We start from the raw sequence: 17,753 nt of genomic DNA on the forward strand, positions 1-17,753 counted from the left end.
TCGCGGAGGCGGGCGGACATGAGTGGGCGTACAACGGGGTCCGCAAGCGCTGCAGGGCCCTGTTCGGGTCCACTCGATCCGGCCCGAGCGCGGAGCCGCGATCCGCATCCGGGGTGGCCCTCCGTGAACCGTCTCACTTAGAGTGTTCACGTTCACATTCCGTGCGAAGACGCGCGAATCCGCGGAGCCCTGCGGGTCGGTCGTCGACGCCGCACCGACCACAGAGGGCCTTCTGCATGACTCGATCACGTTCGGCGGTGAGGATCGCGCTGGCGATCGGCACCGTCGCCGCCACGGCGCTGCTCGGCGCCACGGTACCGAGCTCCGCTTTCGGAGCCGCGGAGACTCCGCTCCTGCACTACACGTTCGACACCGCGCCCACCGGCACGACGATCGACGACGTGAGCGGCAACGACCACGACGCGACGCTGCGTCGCACCGGCGCGGAGGTCCGCAACGGCGCGATCAGCTTCCCCGGCGGCTCCGCGGCCGCCGCGCCCTATCTCGAGATCCCCACCGCGCCGCTCGCCGGCAGGAAGGACCTCACCTTCTCGACGTGGCTCTCGCCCCGCTCCGGAGCGGCCAACACCGCCGCGGCGTTCGTCGGCGCGCCGATCGCGAGCGGCGCCCAGCACTCCTCCGGGTACTGGCTGCTGAACCCCACGAACACCGCCGGCTACGTCAAGTCCGTCGTCACCAACTCCGTCAACGCGGGTGCCCCCTGGGGCACCGAGGTCGGCCCCGGAGCGACGAACACGCAGACGCTCGGAGCGCGCACGCCCGCGGGCCTGTCGCTCTACACGACCGTCATCGACGGCACGAACGGCACACTGAAGGTCTATGTCAACGGCACTCAGATCGGGACCACGACGACGATCGCGCGCGACGTCTCGTCCTTCGGCTCCTCCCTCGTCGCCTACCTCGCGCGCTCGACCTACCCCGACGCGGGCTGGAACGGCGACATCGACGACTTCGCCGTCTACGGCAGCGCCCTCACCGGTGACGCCGTGAGCGCCCTCTACTCCTCGCAGGCCCTCGACCGCGCCGTCGCGTCGGTGACGATCCCGACCGAGGCCACCGCGAGCTTCCCGCTGCCCGCCACCGCCAGCGGTGTCGCGATCACCTGGACCTCGAGCAGCTCCGCGATCGCGGTCAGCGGAGGAACCGCCACCGTCACGCGCCCCGCCGCCGGCTCGCCCGCCGCCTCCGTGGTCCTCACCGCGACCTACGCGGTCGGCGGTGCCACCCGCTCCGTCACCTACCCGGTGACCGTGGCGGCGCAGCTCAGCGACACCGAGAAGGTGCAGCGCGACCTCGCATCGATCACCATCCCGAACGTCGGCGACATCCGCACCAACGTGACCGTGCCCTCGACGGGCGCGCTCGGCTCCGGCCTCGTCTGGAGCGTCGTCAGCCCGACCGGCGCGACCCTCCGCGACGGCAGCGCCGCCGGCACCCGCACCATCGACGTCGAGCGCCCCGCCGCCGGCGGCACCGCGATCGACGTCGTCGTCCGCGCCACGGCGACCAGCGGAACGGTGAGCCGCACCCGCGACATCACCCTCCGCGTGCAGCCCCTGCCCACGGGCACCGACGACACCGAGGCCTACGTCTGGGCGTTCTTCACCGGAGAGGGCGACGGCGCCGAGCAGGTCAGCCTCGCCGCCTCGAAGGGCAACGACGCGCTCTCGTGGAACACCCTGAACGGCGGCAAGCCCGTCTTCTCGTCGACCCTGGGCACCCAGGGACTGCGCGACCCGTTCATCATCCGGTCGAAGGAGGGCGACAAGTTCTTCATGCTCGCCACCGACCTCAAGATCGCCGGCCTCGCGGGCGGCTTCGACACGTCGCAGAAGTCGGGATCGAAGCACATCGAGGTGTGGGAGTCGACCGACCTCGTGAACTGGTCCGCGCAGCGGCACGTCAAGGTGTCCTCCGACTTCGTCGGCAACACCTGGGCGCCCGAGGCGTACTGGGACGACGCACTCGACACCTACGTGGTGTTCTGGGCCTCGAACATCTACCCGACCACGAACGTCGCCGACCGCACGTCCGTCACCTACAACCGGATGATGTACGCGACGACCGACGACTTCGTCACCTTCTCGGAGGCGAAGCCGTGGATCGACGTCCAGCGCGGCACCGGCCGCGGCACGATCGACTCGACGATCGCCGAGGAGGACGGCGTCTACTACCGCTTCACCAAGGACGAGGCGTCGATGACGCTGCGCGAGGAGAAGAGCACCGACCTGCTCGCGACCGTCTCGGGCGCGCTGCCCGGCACGGCCGGCCCCGCCGACGAGTGGACCCTGATCAAGGAGCGCGTCGCGTCGGGCCTGCCCAACGGCTCCGGCGGCACCTTCACCAGCGGTGAGGGCCCGAACGTCTTCCCCGCCAACGAGGGCGACGTGAACGGACTCGACTGGTTCCTCTTCATCGACCAGCCCGACTACCACCAGGGACCGAACCACTACGTGCCGTTCGGCACCGACGAGATCGCGGACGGGAACTCCTGGCAGCCGCTGGGCTCCAAGCTCGCCGCGAACCTGCCGCAGAACGCCGACGGAGGCAAGCCCCGCCACGGCACGGTGATCCCGGTCACCCGCGCCGAGTACCAGAAGGTGCTCGAGGGCTTCGCCCCGACCCTCGCGGTCGCCTCGGTCGCTCCGCTCACGGCGACGACCGCCCCGGGCACCGCGCCCGTGCTGCCGCGCGCCACGATCACCACGGCCGCCGGTGCCACCAGCACCGTCGACGTCGCGTGGGACGCGGTCGCCCCCGCCGCCTACGCCGTGGCCGGGACCTTCACGGTCTCGGGAGTCGCGCAGGACGCGTCGCGGATGCCGGTGCAGGCCGTCGTCACGGTGAAGGCGTCGCTGAAGGTCTCGGCGACGGCCTCGAGCCGCTGCCTCGCCGGCAAGGTCGTGCTGACGGTCGTCGCCCGCAACGGCGACACCGTGCCGATGGACGTGTCCGTCCGCACCTCGGAGGGCGTGAAGACGTTCGCCGGAGTGAAGCCGGGCGCGAACGCCTCGGCCGCCTACACGGTGCGCGCGACGCAGCTCGCCGCGGGCGAGGCGACGGTCACCGCGACGGCGACGGTCGGCGGCTCGCCCGTCACCGCGACGACCGCGGCGCCGTACACGGCCCGCAGCTGCGGCTGACCGGTCCGGATCAGCGCTGCTGATCGGCTGACGGGAGCCCGTCGCACTCCGGTGCGGCGGGCTTCCGCCGTTCCCGGAGGCGCGCCGACGCGCCGACCCGTCAGACACGGCCCGCTTCCCGCGTCGATCCGTCACGAACGGCCGCGCGGATCGCTCCGGAGCGACCGATCGTGACGGGTCGACGGCCGTTCGCGCGTGCGCGCTGGAGGTCCGTCGTCGCCCTCACTCGGGCTGTCCGCCGGTGCCGGACGCGGGTCCGCGGGTCGATCCGTCGCGAACGGCCGCTTGGATCGCTCCGGAGCGACCAGTCGTGACGGATCGGCGCCCCGTCCCTCCGCGGCGGTGCTCCGTCTGCTCGGATCGCATCGATCCGTCGGAGACGGCCTCCTGCCAGCGTCGATCCGTCGCGAACGGCCGCGCGGATCGCTCCGGAGCGACCGATCGTGACGGATCGGCGCCCGGGCCCTCCGCGGCGGTGCTCCGTCTGCTCGGATCGCGTCGATCCGTCGGAGACGGCCTCCTGCCGGCGTCGATCCGGCGACAACGGCCGCGGCGCGGGCTCCGGAGAGACCAGTCGTGACGGATGGGGGCCCGTTCATGCGCGCGGGGCGGTCCGTCGCCGCCCGGACGTCCGCTGTTCCTCCGCCGTACCCGGGGCGGCGCTAGCGTGCCGCTATGCCGGTCGTCGCGACTCCCACCCGCCGTGCCCGCACGTCCCCGTCGTGGGCGCTGCTCGCGGCGGCCGCGTTCCTCGCCTCCGCGGGCCTGCAGCTGCAGGCCGCGGTGCAGCGCTGGCTGATCGTGGGGGAGGCGGGGACGCCGGACGACCGGACGATCCAGGACCACCTCTACGACTACTCGATGCCGGCGGACCCCTGGGTGAACGTGGGGTCGGCCGCGCAGGTCTTCGGAGTCGCGACACTGCTGCTCGCCGCGGGGATCCTCGCGCTGATGCGCGCTGTCGCGCCGGTGAGCGCCGTGTTCCGCGCGAGCGCGATCGCGGTCGCCGCGGTGTTCGCGCTGAACGGCGCGCACGCGCTGGTCTCGGGGATCCTCGGCGCCCCGACGCCGATCGGAGCCCCGCTGCTGCAGATGGCGCTCAGCCTGATCCCGATCCTCGGCCTGGGGGCGCTCGCGGTGAGAGCCCTCGGGCGCTCGGTGGCGCTGGGCGTCGCGTTCGCCTGCCTGCTCGGCAGCACGCTGCCGGGCGTGCTGCTCGCGACGTTCGTGATCGCTCCGGCGGTCATGGGCTTCCAGTCGCATGACACGACGCCGTGGAGCGAGGCGGTGACCGCCGTCAGCACCGCGGCGGCCGGTCTGGCCGCGCTGCTCGGTGCGGCGGTGGGCGCGATCCGCGGGCGGGCGGGCGCCTCGTCCTGACGCGTCAGCCGTTCAGGATCGGGTTCGGCGAGGTGGACGGCCCCGCCGAGACCTCGTCGACGATGCGCAGGAACTGATCGACCGCCTGCTCGGACGTGAGACGGCCGGCGTCGACGAGGTCGGCGATCCGGAGGACGTCGAGTTTGCGGGCGGCGCGGGCCGCGGTGTCGAGTCCGGAGGCGCTGATCGCGGACGACGCGCGCACACGCGCGACGATCGCTCCGACGTGCCACCGTCTGCTGCTGGAAGCCATTCGATCTCCTTCTCTGTCGCAGGGTCTTCGGAGCGAGGCGTGCCTCGGATGGGGGTGGTAGCGGGATCGGAGCGGTCGGGCTGCTCCGGATCCCGTCACAGGTGCAGGATGCTCCAGTCGATGATCACGGCCGCGGCCGTGTAGATCGCGGCGACCGCGCCCACCGCCTTGCCCGCGCGATCGAGGTCGCTCCGCGGAGTGGGACGGATGTCGGCGACCACGCGCAGCAGCGCGCCGAGCATCGCGATGACCGTGATCGCCAGCAGCCACACCTTGAGGGCGACGTGCGAGTCGACGTCCATCAGCGTGAGCGTCAGGACCGGCGCGAGCACGAGCACGATCGAGAGCAGCACGAGCAGCACGCCGCGGTGGGTCAGCTCGGTGGGCCCGAGCGAGCCCTCGCGGAGCCACGCGCGCAGGCGGGACCGGCGGGTCGTGGGCCTGGCGGATGCCTCCGCGACGGCGGGCCGATGCGGATCGGAGGCGGACGGCCGCGGATCGGAGGCGGCCGGGCCCTGATCGGAGGCGGCCGGCCCCGTACCCGCGTCGGGCTCGCCGGAGGGCGCCGAGACCGCGACCGCGCTCTCGATCGTGCTCACAGGGCCGACCCGCACCCGGAGCGCCCGACCTCCGACACTGCGACAGCGGGAGCCGGCGCGGTCGGCCGAGGCGCGAGGTGATGCCGCACGGCGTCCTCCTGGGGATCGTGGCGGCCGTCGAGGGCCGCATCGCGAGAGGGTCGCGAGCTCTCAGTGTCCAACCGTGAGAGCGCTCTGACAAGCGCCGCTTGCGGACACGTCCGCTTGCGGACACCGTCGAGGTCGCGCTCAGAGCCGGATGATGCTCCAGTCGACGACCACGGACAGCACCGTGAACACCGCGGCGACCGCTCCGACCGCCTTGCCCGCGCGGTCGAGATCGCCCCGCGGAGTCGGCCGTGCGTCGGCGACCACCCGCAGCACCGCCCCGACGAGCGCGGTGACCGTGATCGTGACCACCGTCACCTTCAGCGACACGTGGGCGTCGACGTGCAGCAGGGTCAGCACGGCGATCGGAACCAGCACCAGGAGGATCGACAGCAGCACCAGGATCCCGCCGCGGCGCGACAGCGCGGTCGGTCCGATGGATCCGCCGCGGAGCCAGGTGCGCACGGGACGGTCGCCGACCGGCGCGGAGGAGGGCGGGGAGTCGGTCGAGGCGTGCAGAGGATCCTCCAGGATCGGGGCGGGCGGCCCCTCAGTCTCGGGACCGGTCCGCGCGCACGCAAGGTCCGCTAGCGGACACGTCCGCAAGAGGACGGCCCGCGTTCCGGGTGGTCGCCGCCTCTGCTGAACCTCTGCTCCTCCCGGCAAGGCCCTGACAAGCCCTCCCTGCCTGAGGAACCCCTCAGTAACGTGGATGTACCCCTTCGGGACGGAGCGCGAGACCCCCCGCTCGCGTCGATCCGACGTCACTCCGTCCGCCACCGCGTCGCCCGTCCCCCGTGAAAGGCCACCCCATGACGGATTCCCCACCCGTCCCGACCGCAGACCGCTCCCGCGCCCCGGAGTGGTCGTGACGACCGTGTGCGCCCCGCTCGCCCGGGCCGACGCCCGATCGGTCGTCGACGACGCCTGCTGCCGTGCCGACGCGCTCCTCGGCGCGCGCATCGCGGACCTCTGGTCGGCGAAGTCCGATCCGGAGGCGACCCGGCTGCTCCTCGAGCGCGCCCGCGCGGAGGTCGCCGCCGCCCGCACGCTGCTCGCCGAGGCGGGCTCGGGGGAGTGGTGGTCGGACCTGACCGCCGCCCGCCTGGCCGACGCCTGCGTCGCCGCCCGACTCTGGGCCGAGGGCGATCCCGCCTGCGCCGACCTCGAGCGCGTCTTCGCCTCCCGCCTGCGCACCGAGCTCGGCATCGACCTCGCCTCGATCCCGCGCCGCGCGGCTCCGCCCACCTGACCCGTCCTTGCCGGCCGAGTAGCCCCGGAGGGGTGTCTTGAGACGCGCGGTTCCCAGCGGATCGGTCGTCCGATCAGGGTGTTCCGGAGTCGGTGGATCTCGATACGCCCGCTCCGCGGGCTACTCGATCAGCAGACTGTGGACCGCGCTCGTGAGACGGCTCCTTCCTCCGGTGCGAGGCGGGGAAGCGCGGCGATCCGGCGCGATCGGCCGCTCCGAGGGGCGCCGCGCCGCCGTCCGTGACGGATGGGGCACCGGAGGGCGAGGACGCGCCTCCGGAACAGCGGAGGAGCCGCCGGCTCCGCACTTGACGGCGGCGCCCGCAGCCGGGACGCTCGGCGCGGGGGCCGCGCGGGTGGCCCCGCCCCCGAGCCCGGAAGGCACCCCATGCGCACTCTCACCGCCGGACTGTTCGCGTCGATCGACGGAGTCGTCGAGTCGCCGAACCTGTTCCAGTTCGACAGCTTCGACGCCGAGCTCGGGGCGCTGATGGGCGCGATGATCGACGAGGTCGACACCGCGGTGCTGGGCCGCGTGGGCTACCAGGAGTGGTCGCAGTACTGGCCGTCGGCACCCGCCGACGATCCCTTCGGCGCCTTCATCAACCCGATCGAGAAGTTCGTCGCCTCGACGACGCTCACCGGCGACCTCGGCTGGAACGCCACCCTCATCGAGGGCGACGTCGAGAGCTTCCTCGCCGATCTCAAGGAGACCGAGGGCGGCCGCATCTCGCTCTTCTCGAGCATCTCGCTCACCCGGCAGCTGCTCTTCGCCGGCCTCCTCGACGAGCTCACGCTGATGGTCCACCCGGTGATCGCCGGAGCCGGCCGCCGCCTGTTCGAGCCGAGCGACCCGCTCACGCGGCTGGAGCTGTGCGACTCGTCGATCACGAGCGCCGGCAACGCGGTGCTGACCTACGCGCTGCGGAGCTGAGCGGCCCCGCGGTCACGCCCCGGTCAGCGCCTCCACGTCGGCCGCGAGGCTCTTCTGCACCGCGAACTGGGTGCGGTGCAGCTCCTCGTACCGCCCGCCGGCGGCCAGCAGCTCGTCGTGCGTGCCGCGCTCGACGATGGTGCCGTCCTCGATCACGAGGATCAGGTCGGCGCTGCGGATGGTGGACAGGCGGTGCGCGATCACCATCGCCGTCCGCCCTTCCAGTGCCTCGCTGAGCGCGGCCTGCACGGCCGCCTCCGAGGTCGAGTCCAGCGCGGCGGTCGCCTCGTCGAGGATGACGACCCGCGGCTGGGCGAGCAGGAGCCGCGCGATGGTGAGGCGCTGGCGCTCGCCGCCCGAGAGCCGGTAGCCGCGCTCGCCGACCACGGTGTCGAGCTGATCGGGCAGTGAGCGGAGGAGCGGCTCGAGCCGCGCACGGCGGACCGCGTCCCACACCTCGTCGAGGGACGCCTCCGGTCGGGCGAGGCGCAGGTTCGACAGGATCGTCTCGTGGAACAGGTGGCCGTCCTGCGTCACCATGCCCAACGAGTGCCGCATCGAGTCGAACGTGACGTCGCGGACGTCCGTCCCGGCGAGCCGCACGGCACCGCTGTCGACGTCGTAGAGGCGTGAGAGGAGCTGCGCGATCGTGGACTTGCCGGCTCCGGACGTGCCGACGAGGGCGACGGTCTGGCCGGGCTCGATCCGGAAGGAGACGCCGTGCAGCACCTCCTCGCCGCCGCGGGTGTCGAGCGTCGAGACCTCCTCGAGGGAGGCGAGGGACACCTTGTCCGCGGACGGATAGGCGAAGCGGACGTCGTCGAACTCGACGGCGACGGGACCCTCGGGGACGGAGACGGCGTCGGGCTTCTCCTGGATGAGCGGCTCGAGGTCGAGCACCTCGAAGACGCGCTCGAAGCTGACGACCGCGCTCATGATCTCGACGCGGGCGTTCGCGAGGCTGGTCAGCGGGGCGTAGAGGCGGGTGAGGAGGAGCGCCAGGGTGACGACTTCGCCCGTGTCCAGGGCGCCGCCGAGGGCGAGGACGCCGCCGAGCCCGTAGACGAGCGCGAGGGCGAGGGCCGAGACGAGCATCAGCGCCGTGAAGAAGACGAACTGCAGCATCGCGGTCCGGACGCCGATGTCGCGGACGCGGGCGGCGCGGACGCGGAACTCCTCGGCCTCCTCGTCGGGCCGGCCGAACAGCTTGACGAGGGTGGCGCCGGGGGCCGAGAAGCGCTCGGTCATCTGCGTGCTCATCGCGGAGTTGTGATCGGCGGCCTCGCGGCGGAGTGCGGCGAGGCGGCCGCCCATCCGGCGCGCGGGCACCAGGAAGATCGGGAGCATGACGACGGCGAGGACCGTGACGAGCCAGGACGTGCTGAGCATGACGATCAGGGTCAGGATGAGCGCCACGAGGTTCGTGACGACGCCCGACAGCGTGCCGCTGAACGCCTGCTGCGCGCCGATCACGTCGTTGTTGAGGCGGCTCACGAGGGCGCCCGTGCGGGTGCGGGTGAAGAACGCGATCGGCATCTTCTGCACGTGATCGAAGACAGCGGTGCGGAGGTCCAGGATCACTCCCTCGCCGATCCGCGCGGAGTACCAGCGCGTCACGAGGGACACGGCGGCGTCGGCGACGGCCACGAGGGCGATGACGACGGCGATCCGGATGATCGTGGCGACCTCGCCCCGCGCGACGATGACGTCGACCACCTGGCCGGCCAGCACCGGCGTCGCGACCGCGAGGAACGCTCCGACGATCGAGAGGGTGATGAAGATCAGCAGCTGCGACCGGTACGGCACGGCGAACGTCATGATCCGCCGGACCGAGGCGCGGGAGATGCCGTGCTTGCCGTCCCGGACGGTCGAGATCTTGTAGAGCGAGCTCCAGGCCGCGCCTTCCATGCTCATCCGCAGTTCCTTCCCTCGGCCCCAGGCCCCAACTTAGGGGGTGGGTGGCGGGGTTTCCTGCGGTGGCTCGTGGTCGCTCCGCTCGCGGTGCGCGCTCTCCTTCAGAAGCGGCCCGCGCCCTTCTCCAAAAGTTGCGGTAACGGCTCGCGCTTCCCGCAACTTTTGGAGAACGAGAGATGCGCGGAGCGGCGCGGCGCGGGCGGAGGCGCCGCCCTCCTCCAGAAGTTGCGGTAACGGCTCGCGCTTCCCGCAACTTCTGGGCAGCGTGAGGGGGAGCCGGGCCGCGAGGCGCGGTGGTTCTCCAGAAGTTGCGGTGACTGCTCACGTTTCCCGCAACTTTTGGAGGACCGGGAGGACCGTGAGGACCGGGAGGACCGGGAGGCCCGCGGGCACTCATGCCTGCGCGGGCGAGCTGTCAGTCTCCGCACCGCGACGCCCCCCATGATGGGGCGATGTTCCTCCCGACCCGAGCCGCCGGGCTCGACGCGCTCGCCGATTTCGTCCCCCGCGCCGGCGGCGCCTACGCCCGCGATCGCAATCACGACCTCGGATCGTCGCGCGACAACGTGTCCGGCCTCTCCCCGTACCTCCGCCATCGGCTCGTGACCGAGCGGGAGGTCGTCGCCGCCGTCCTCGCGCGCCACCGGCTGACCGCCGCCGAGAAGTTCGTCCAGGAGGTCTTCTGGCGCACCTACTGGAAGGGCTGGCTCGAGCAGAACCCGGAGGTGTGGCGCCGCTACCGCCGCGAGGTGGACGAGCTCGCCGCTGGCGGACTCCCCGCGGGCTACCGCGACGCGATCGGCGGGCGGAGCGGCATCGACGCGATGGACGCGTGGGTGCGCGAGCTCGTCGAGACCGGCTACCTGCACAATCACACGCGCATGTGGTTCGCGAGCATCTGGATCTTCACCCTCGAGCTGCCCTGGCAGCTCGGCGCCGACTTCTTCTACCGGCACCTGCTCGACGGCGACGCCGCGTCGAACACGCTGTCCTGGAGGTGGGTCGCCGGCCTCCAGACGCCGGGCAAGACGTACCTGGCGTCCGCCTCCAACATCGCCCGGTACACCGACGGGCGCTTCTCTCCGCAGGGCCTCGCCACCACGGCTCCCGCGCTGGTCGAGGAGCACTTCCCGCCCCGGGAGGCGATCCGATCGGACGACGTCGTCGGGACCGTCGGCGCCCGCCCCGGCCTCCTGCTGCACGAGGAGGACCTCGACGCGGAGAGCCTCCTCTCCGAGCAGCCCGGCCTGGCGGACCGGATCGTGGCGAGCGCCGCGGCCGCCGACGCCCAGGAACGATCCTCGCTCGCGGTGTCGGAGGCGGTGCAGGACTTCACCGGAGCGGCCCTCGCCGACGCGGCTTCCCGTGGGCAGGATGCAGGTGGACGGCCGGCTCGGCTGCTGGCCGACGCGCGTCCCGCGACGGTCGTCGAGTGGGCGACGTCCGAGCGGCTCGACACCGTGGTGGTCCCTTACGCTCCGGTCGGTCCTGTCCGCGAGCGGCTGGACGCACTCCGTCTCGCTCTCGCGGCCGAGGGAGTCGCGCTCGTCACCGTGCGCCGGCGGTGGGACGGCACCGCGTGGCCCTCGGCGTCGCGCGGGTTCTTCGCGTTCCGGAAGCGGATCCCGGTGCTGGTGCGCGGCCTCGACGAGCCCTCCGACGCGGTCCGCCTGTTCTGACCCGCGCCCGGGGCGGTGCCGCCTTCCGCGCTCGATCCGTCGCAGAAAGCTGACCGAGAGGTCGCGGACGGCCGCCGGTCGCGGGATCACGCGGCCCTGCGCGACGGATAGACGTGCCCGAGCGCGCTTCGCCGTGGGGAGTGCGCCGAACTCGGTCAGCCTCGGGGCGCCGGACCCGAGGCGAGGAGCGAGGCCGCCAGCTCCCGGAGCGAGCGGCCGGCGACCGAGGGGATGGTCACTCCGCTCACGACGTCGACCGGCCCCGCGTCGACCGCACTGCCGACCGCGCCGCAGAGGGCTCCCACGAGCGCCGGCAGGCTGTCCTGGTGCCGGGTGATCGAGAAGGCGAGAGGCATCGCGCGCTCGTGGTCGCCGTCCGCCCGCTCGGCCAGAGCGAGCGCGAGGGGGAGCGTCTCCGTCACCGTGCCCGGGTGGCTGTAGGTGCGCGGAGCGAAGCGCGCGACCAGCGCGGGGACCGCCGCGAACATCGTCGCGTGCTCGTCCAGGATGCGGCGGGCGTCGGCGATGCCGTCGAGCAGCCAGTCGTCGAGGTCCGACGATGCCAGCTCGGCGTCCAGCGCTTCCGCGAGAGCCTCGCCGCGCAGGGCGCGCGAGACGACCGCTGCGAACAGGCCGGCCGCGTCCACTCCGACACCGTCGTGGGTGATCTCGGCCAGCGTGCGGGCGAGCGCGGACGCCTCCGCCGGATCCTCGCTCGCGACGGCGGCGGCGAGTGCGCCCGGGAGGGCCGTGTCGTCGTAGAACGCCGGGTTGTCGCGCCCGGTCTGCGGCGGCAGGAGGCCCTCGTCGGCGTTGAGCAGGGCCGAGCGCTGCGCGGTGCCGGTCCAGGTGCCGTCGACGGACATCAGGCGGCGCCAGCTCGCGAAGAGGGCGCTCGCATCCGACGGCCCCGCCTCGAGGATCGCGAGCGCGGCGACCGCGAAGAGCTCGGTGTCGTCGGTGCCGACGAGCGACTGCGTGCCGAGGGCGCTGAGGACGAACGGGACGACGGGCCGGAGCACCAGCTCCGCGTCGAGCTCCGCGCGACCGCGGCGCAGGGTCTGCCGCACGAAGGGGTCGTGGATGGTGCGGTGCTCGCTGGCGGGGGCTCCGAGGGCGTCGCCCAGGGCGAGTCCGTGCACGGCGGCGACGGCGCGCCGCTCTCGATCGGTGGTCATGCGGCGACCCTCCTGTCGGCGATCGATCGGTCGACGAGGGCGTCGGCGAGGTCGATGAGGTCCGTCCCTGCAGTCGCCTCGATGCAGCGGCCGGCGACCGACCTCACCTGGGCGACGAGTGCGGAGTCGAGGGCGCCGGCTCCGTGGAGGGCGCCGGCGACCGCTCCGCCCATGGCGGCGATCGTGTCGGAGTCGCGGCCGATGTTGACACCCGACTCGATGACCGCGAGCGACCCCCGGGTGACCTGCAGCAGCCCCATCGTGAGGGCCAGCGCCTCGGGTGCGGCGTCCGCCCACATGTACTGCCGGAGCGGGATGCGCTCGAACAGCTCCTCCTCCGCGGCCTCGACCGACGAGGCGGAGGCGGCGACGTCCAGCGCCCGCCGCACCAGTCGCAGCGACCACGAATCGGCGGGGAGGGCGTCCAGCATCGCCTCGAGGACCGGATCGATCGAGTCCGCGACCATGGCGACGGCGACGCCCGCGGCGATCGACTCGGCGCAGAAGACGCCGTCGCGGTCGTGGCTCACCCGGGCGTCGACGACGGCGAGTCGGCGGGCGAGCGCCGGATCCCCGGCGGCGTAGATGCCGATCGGAGCCGCGCGCATGGCCGCTCCGTCGCTCCACATCTCGGAGTTGCGCTGCCCGCTGATCGGCGGGCGGAGCCCAGCCTGCAGGTTCGCCAGCGCGATCATCTCGCTGAAGCCCGCCCCGTGGAAGCCCGCCTTCTGCACCTCGAGTGCCGTGAGCCAGGCGCGGGCGACGTCGTCGGACGTCATCCCCGCGCCGCCGACCAGCACGCTCTGCGCGGTCAGCACGGCGTACTCGGTGTCGTCGGTGCCGGCGGCGTCCTCCTCGACGAAGGTCGTCACCCGCCCCCATCGCTCCCGGATGGCGAAGAGGCTCATGCCCTCGGTCGGAGCCCCCATGGCATCGCCGATGGCGAGCCCCAGCAGGGAGCCGCGTGCGCGGTCCTTCGTCATGATCCTCCCAGTGTGCAAAACGTTTTGAGTGAGCGTACCCGTGAGAGAGGACTGCGAGACGCTATTCTGCAGTGACCTCGTCGCGGAGAGGTGTAGGTCACCCCGTGCCGATGCAAAACCTTTTGACAGTGGGGGAAGCACGATGGCGGGAATCCGGGACGTCGCCGCTGCGGCCGGCGTCAGCGTGTCCACGGTCTCGCACGTCCTCTCGCGGAACCGGCCCGTCGCACCGGCCACCCGCCTCCGCGTCGAGGCGGCGATCGCGGAGCTCGGCTACAGCGCCCACCCCGGAGCCGCCCAGCTGCGCTCGGGACGCACGAACACCATCGCCCTGGTCGTGCCGACCCTCGAGAACCCCTTCTACCCCCTGGTCGCCGGGGGGATGCAGGACGTGCTCGTGCCCCGGGGGCTCTTCCTCAGCATCACCGACTCGAGCGGTGTCGGCCGATCGGAGGCGACCCTCCGCCAGCTGATCTCGCGCCGGGTCGACGGGGTGGTCGCCGCGCCCTACGGGATCACCGCGACGATCCTGCAGGAGCTGAGCTCGGCCGGGATCCCGTTCGTCACGCTCGGTCGCACCGGTGCCTCCGGCGGGGACGTCGTGCACACCGACGACGCCGAGGGCGTGCGTGCCGTCACCGAGCACCTGCTCGGTCGCGGCTACCGGAGGATCGCCTTCGTCGGCGGCGACGAGAACGCGACGACCACGACCGAGCGCCTCCAGGGCTTCGAGCGGGCCCACGGGGACGCCGGCCGCCCGATCGTCGCGAGCGGCATCCGCTTCGAGTCGTTCACGCGCGAAGGCGGCCGCGCGGGCGCCGCAGCGCTCCTGGAGGGAGCCGATCGCCCCGATGCGATCGTCGCCGCCAACGACCTCATCGCCATCGGCGTCCTCGACGCCGCGAGGGAGAGGGGACTGCGGGTCCCCGAGGACCTCGCGGTGACCGGCTACGACGACATCGACGCCGCCTCGCTGGTGAACCCGGCGCTCACCACCGTCGAGAACCCCGCCCGCGAGATCGGCCGCGCGTGCGCCCGCCTCCTGCTCGAACGGCTCGACGGAGGCACCGCAGGAGTCACGCGCACCGTCGCCCTCTCGCACCGGCTGGTCATCCGCCAGTCGTCCTGACCTGCCGGGGGGTCTCGAGACGCCGCCTGCGGCGGCAACTCGACCGGCAGGGTACCGCGGGGGTCGATCGAGCCGTCGCGAACGGCCGCCGGTCGGCGGATCACGCGGCCTTCCGTAACGGATCGCCGGTCGCGCGGGCCGCGTTCAGCTCTGCACGCGCTCCCACAACTCCGAGCCGAGCAGGGCGTCGGTCGCGTCGTCGATCAGCACCTCGCCCTGCTCCGGCGTGACGCGCTGCGCGATCACGAGTGCGGCCGTGCCCTGCACCGACGCCGCGAAGAGGAGCTGGAAGCGCTCGCGAGCGCCGGGGTCGCCCGACGGCTCGACGGTGAGGGCGCTGTCGAGCACCTGGAAGAGCCGCGCGGACGCCTCCCGCACCGGCCTCTCGTCGGCGGCGAGCCGGAACATGAGCTCCATCAGTGCGGCGTGCTCGACCGCGAAGGCGACATGGGCGCGGCCGACGCGGCGGAACCGCTTCGGGAACGCGCCGGGAGACTCGACGGCCGTGTGCACCGCCTCCGTGAGCCGGTCGAACCCGCGCACGGCGAGCGCGTCGAGCAGCGCCTGCCGGTCGACGAAGTGGCTCCGCGGGGCCCCGTGGCTGACGCCGGCCCGCCGGGCGAGCTCGCGGAGCGACAGCGCGTCGACGCCGTCGGTACGCAGCAGCGTCTCGGCCTGCTCGAGCAGCTCCGCGCGGAGGTTGCCGTGGTGGAAGGGCGGGGTCACCCGTCGATCGTACTGCTAGGCATTGACTAGATTCTAGACAGTGCCTAGTTTCGCCTCATGACCTTCTCTCCTCCCGACCAGTCCGGCCGCACCGTCGTCGTCACGGGCGCCACCAGCGGGATCGGCCTCGCCACCGCCCGCGCCCTGGCGGCGGCCGGTGCGCGCGTCGTGCTCGCGGTCCGCGACACGGCGAAGGGCGAGGGAGTCGCCGCCGCGATCGCCGGTGACACCCTCGTGCGACGCCTCGACCTCGCCGATCTCGCGTCGATCCGCCGCTTCGCCGACGAGTGGAGCGGACCGATCGACGTGCTGATCAACAACGCCGGCGTCTCGACCGCTCGGCGCGAGAGCACGGCCGACGGCCTCGAGCTGCAGTTCGGCACCAACCACCTCGGCCCGTTCGCGCTCACCAACCTGCTCCTGCCGCGGATCACGGGGCGCGTGGTGTCGCTCGCGTCGCAGGCCGAGCGGATGGGGCGCCTCGACCTCGACGATCTGAACACGGAGCGGACCCCGTACCGCGAGTCGCGGGTCTACGCGACGTCGAAGCTCGCCGGGCTGCTCTTCACGGCGGAGCTGCAGCGGAGGCTGACCGCGGTGGGATCGCCGGTCCTCGCCGTCGCCGCGCATCCGGGCTTCGTCGCCACGGGCATGACCGGGCGCGCGACGGGGTTAGCGGCGCGCCTCACGACCCTGCTCGCGCAGAGCCCGGAGGACGGCTCTCTGCCCGTGCTGCTCGCCGCCACCGGGGACGTGCCGCCCGGCGCGTTCACCGGCCCGGAGCGGTTCCTGCACATGCGCGGAGGGGCTCAGCTCATCGGCCGGTCGCGGCAGGCCCGCGACGAAGCGCTCGCGTCCCGCCTGTGGGCCGCGTCCGAGCGGATGAGCGGGGTCGTCTTCCCGCTCTGACCGAGCGCGCGGCGCTACTCCTCCGCGCGGCCCGAGTCTTCGATCAGGCGCACCTTCACGTTGACGGCGAGCGGACCGGTCACGCTCGGCTCCTCCCGGAGCATCCCGTGCAGCAGCTCGCCGACGGCGCGCAGGATCTCGGGAGCGGGCAGCGCCGCGGAGGTGGCGATGTGCGCGCTGACCGTCGTGAACCCCTCCGACCGGTCGATGTCGACCAGCACGTCGGGCTGCCGGAGCGAGAGCGTCACGGCGAGCGCGTCGGCGGCCGCCTCGAGCAGCGGCTGCGCGGGGTACACGCCGACCACGCCCTCCGCGTCGCGGACAGCGGCGGTGAGGCGCTGCGAGAGCGCGGTGTCGTCGGTCACGGGCGGTCCTCCCGGCGGGCGTAGACGTCGTCGACGGTGACGTCGATCTCGGTGACGACGAGGTCGGTGTGGCGCTCGAGGGCGTAGCGGATGCGCTCGCGCAGCCTGTCGGCGGCCTCGTCGACCGACAGGCCGAACTCGAGGGCGCAGGTCACGTCGACCCGGACGGGCGCGCCGGGCGTCGCGACGTCGCCGTCGAGCGTGCAGCGGCCCATGATCACGCCGCCCATGGTGTCGCCGGCGCGGCGGATCATGCCGCGGACGGCGGCCTCGGTGAGCGCCAGGCGCAGCGTGGGATCGGGGTGGCCGATCGGCACGTCGCGTCCGGAGCGCACCTCGGAGCGGATCGCGTCGAGCAGCCCCGCGATCCAGACGTCGTCGCGGTCGGGCTCGCGGTCGGCCCGGCTGCGCAGGGCGCTCGCCGACAGCTCCGTCAGGCGGGTGAGGTTCGCGAGCGCGAGGCGGCAGGCGGCGGAGTTCTCGATCGAGGGGTCGACCGGGGTGCGTCCGCGGTCGAGGTACTCGCCGAGCTCGTCCAGCGTGTGGCCGTCGAGGTCGTCGTCGGGCACGGCGTCGTCGGGGTTCATCGCCATGCCTCCAGTTCGTGGAGCAGGAATCGTCGAGCGCGGGACAGGAGGCCGCGGACCGTCGAGACGGGGAGGTCGAGAGCGTCGGCGATCTCCTGGTAGCTGTAGCCGGCGGTCTCGCGGAGCAACCAACAGCGTCGCTGATCGCCGGGCAATCGGTCCAGTGCCTCCCAGACGGCGTCCAGCTGGAGGCGGGCCTCGACGATGCGCTCGGGGGAGTGCTCGGCGGGAGCGGGCGGGTCCCAGTCGTCGATGTCGTCGTGGCGGCGGCGGACGCGGATCCGGTCGATGGCCTTGTGGGTCACGATGCGCATCAGCCAGTTGCGGATGTGCGCGGGGCTGTCGAGATCGGCCAGTCGGCGCCAGCCGGTGAGGAACGCCTCCTGCACCACGTCGTCGGATTCGACGTCGGAGCCGAGGAGCTTCGCGGCGTAGACCCGCATCAGGGCGCCGTGGCGGCGGGCGAGCTGCTCGAACGCGGCGATGTCGCCGTCGACCGCGCGGGCGGCGAGGGTGGCGTCCGAGGCGTGCAGGAGGGGGTCGTCGTCGATGATCGCCTCCTGCCGTCGGGTCGCTGCCGGCGTCCGGGCGTCGTGGTCCAGGACGTCGTCCCGC

Annotated in this window: 17 protein-coding genes; 7 read left to right on the forward strand and 10 right to left on the reverse strand. The window is 73.0% G+C overall.

Going from position 1 to position 17,753, the window contains the following annotated elements; translation table 11 throughout:
* Positions 1 to 257 precede the first annotated feature (257 nt).
* The gene (locus ASF46_RS18480; RefSeq protein ID WP_056868972.1) at positions 258 to 3,164 is read left to right on the forward strand and encodes an immunoglobulin-like domain-containing protein; all 2,907 of its coding nucleotides are present in this window, start codon (positions 258 to 260) and stop codon (positions 3,162 to 3,164) included.
* 675 nt (positions 3,165 to 3,839) lie between these two features.
* The gene (locus tag ASF46_RS18485) at positions 3,840 to 4,544 is read left to right on the forward strand and encodes a hypothetical protein (protein ID WP_056868973.1); all 705 of its coding nucleotides are present in this window, start codon (positions 3,840 to 3,842) and stop codon (positions 4,542 to 4,544) included.
* A gap of 4 nt (positions 4,545 to 4,548) precedes the next feature.
* Here ASF46_RS18485 and ASF46_RS18490 read toward each other — a convergent pair whose 3' ends face one another.
* The 3 genes from ASF46_RS18490 to ASF46_RS18500 all read right to left on the reverse strand — a co-directional run bounded on the left by ASF46_RS18490 (position 4,549) and on the right by ASF46_RS18500 (position 5,948).
* A complete protein-coding gene (locus ASF46_RS18490; RefSeq protein ID WP_056868974.1) occupies positions 4,549 to 4,797 on the reverse strand; it encodes a hypothetical protein in 249 nt (82 codons plus the stop codon).
* 95 nt (positions 4,798 to 4,892) lie between these two features.
* The gene (locus ASF46_RS18495; RefSeq protein ID WP_056868975.1) at positions 4,893 to 5,396 is read right to left on the reverse strand and encodes a hypothetical protein; all 504 of its coding nucleotides are present in this window, start codon (positions 5,394 to 5,396) and stop codon (positions 4,893 to 4,895) included.
* A 228-nt stretch (positions 5,397 to 5,624) separates the two neighbouring features.
* Positions 5,625 to 5,948: a hypothetical protein gene (locus ASF46_RS18500; RefSeq protein WP_056868976.1), complete on the reverse strand. Its 324-nt coding sequence runs from the start codon at positions 5,946 to 5,948 to the stop codon at positions 5,625 to 5,627.
* 403 nt (positions 5,949 to 6,351) lie between these two features.
* Here ASF46_RS18500 and ASF46_RS18505 point away from each other — a divergent pair, with 403 nt between their 5' ends.
* Both ASF46_RS18505 and ASF46_RS18510 read left to right on the forward strand, forming a co-directional pair.
* On the forward strand, positions 6,352 to 6,735 hold the full coding sequence (locus ASF46_RS18505; RefSeq protein ID WP_056868977.1) for a hypothetical protein: 384 nt from the start codon (positions 6,352 to 6,354) through the stop codon (positions 6,733 to 6,735).
* 387 nt (positions 6,736 to 7,122) lie between these two features.
* Positions 7,123 to 7,668, forward strand: a complete 546-nt coding sequence (locus ASF46_RS18510; RefSeq protein ID WP_056868978.1) for a dihydrofolate reductase family protein — start codon at positions 7,123 to 7,125, stop codon at positions 7,666 to 7,668.
* 12 nt (positions 7,669 to 7,680) lie between these two features.
* On the opposite strand, the gene ASF46_RS18515 is transcribed toward ASF46_RS18510, so the two are convergent.
* Entirely contained in the window at positions 7,681 to 9,582 is a 1,902-nt protein-coding gene (locus tag ASF46_RS18515; protein ID WP_056868979.1) for an ABC transporter ATP-binding protein, read from the reverse strand.
* A 452-nt stretch (positions 9,583 to 10,034) separates the two neighbouring features.
* Here ASF46_RS18515 and ASF46_RS18520 point away from each other — a divergent pair, with 452 nt between their 5' ends.
* Positions 10,035 to 11,261: an FAD-binding domain-containing protein gene (locus tag ASF46_RS18520; RefSeq protein WP_056868980.1), complete on the forward strand. Its 1,227-nt coding sequence runs from the start codon at positions 10,035 to 10,037 to the stop codon at positions 11,259 to 11,261.
* Positions 11,262 to 11,416: 155 nt separating this feature from the next.
* Here ASF46_RS18520 and ASF46_RS18525 read toward each other — a convergent pair whose 3' ends face one another.
* A complete protein-coding gene (locus ASF46_RS18525) occupies positions 11,417 to 12,439 on the reverse strand; it encodes an ADP-ribosylglycohydrolase family protein (protein WP_056868981.1) in 1,023 nt (340 codons plus the stop codon).
* Entirely contained in the window at positions 12,436 to 13,422 is a 987-nt protein-coding gene (locus ASF46_RS18530) for an ADP-ribosylglycohydrolase family protein (protein ID WP_056868982.1), read from the reverse strand. Before ASF46_RS18530 ends, ASF46_RS18525 begins: the two co-directional genes overlap by 4 nt.
* Positions 13,423 to 13,564: 142 nt before the next feature.
* Here ASF46_RS18530 and ASF46_RS18535 point away from each other — a divergent pair, with 142 nt between their 5' ends.
* The gene (locus ASF46_RS18535; protein ID WP_056868983.1) at positions 13,565 to 14,551 is read left to right on the forward strand and encodes a LacI family DNA-binding transcriptional regulator; all 987 of its coding nucleotides are present in this window, start codon (positions 13,565 to 13,567) and stop codon (positions 14,549 to 14,551) included.
* Between the two features lie 144 nt (positions 14,552 to 14,695).
* Here ASF46_RS18535 and ASF46_RS18540 read toward each other — a convergent pair whose 3' ends face one another.
* On the reverse strand, positions 14,696 to 15,277 hold the full coding sequence (locus ASF46_RS18540; RefSeq protein WP_056868984.1) for a TetR/AcrR family transcriptional regulator: 582 nt from the start codon (positions 15,275 to 15,277) through the stop codon (positions 14,696 to 14,698).
* 57 nt (positions 15,278 to 15,334) lie between these two features.
* On the opposite strand from ASF46_RS18540, the gene ASF46_RS18545 reads away from it, so the two are divergent.
* A complete protein-coding gene (locus tag ASF46_RS18545; RefSeq protein WP_056868985.1) occupies positions 15,335 to 16,186 on the forward strand; it encodes an oxidoreductase in 852 nt (283 codons plus the stop codon).
* 14 nt (positions 16,187 to 16,200) lie between these two features.
* Here ASF46_RS18545 and ASF46_RS18550 read toward each other — a convergent pair whose 3' ends face one another.
* Genes ASF46_RS18550 through ASF46_RS18560 form a run of 3 tightly spaced genes read right to left on the reverse strand, consistent with a single transcriptional unit; the run spans position 16,201 to position 17,740 of the window.
* On the reverse strand, positions 16,201 to 16,551 hold the full coding sequence (locus tag ASF46_RS18550; RefSeq protein ID WP_056868986.1) for a hypothetical protein: 351 nt from the start codon (positions 16,549 to 16,551) through the stop codon (positions 16,201 to 16,203).
* Positions 16,548 to 17,138, reverse strand: coding sequence for an Asp23/Gls24 family envelope stress response protein (locus ASF46_RS18555; RefSeq protein WP_162240202.1), 591 nt, complete (start codon positions 17,136 to 17,138; stop codon positions 16,548 to 16,550). The genes ASF46_RS18550 and ASF46_RS18555 overlap by 4 nt, the downstream gene beginning before the upstream one ends.
* Positions 17,135 to 17,740, reverse strand: a complete 606-nt coding sequence (locus tag ASF46_RS18560; RefSeq protein ID WP_416351503.1) for an RNA polymerase sigma factor — start codon at positions 17,738 to 17,740, stop codon at positions 17,135 to 17,137. Before ASF46_RS18560 ends, ASF46_RS18555 begins: the two co-directional genes overlap by 4 nt.
* Between the last annotated feature and the right edge of the window lie 13 nt (positions 17,741 to 17,753).

Origin of the sequence: Rathayibacter sp. Leaf296 (assembly GCF_001423045.1) — a bacterium.
GTDB classification, from domain to species: domain Bacteria; phylum Actinomycetota; class Actinomycetes; order Actinomycetales; family Microbacteriaceae; genus Rathayibacter; species Rathayibacter caricis.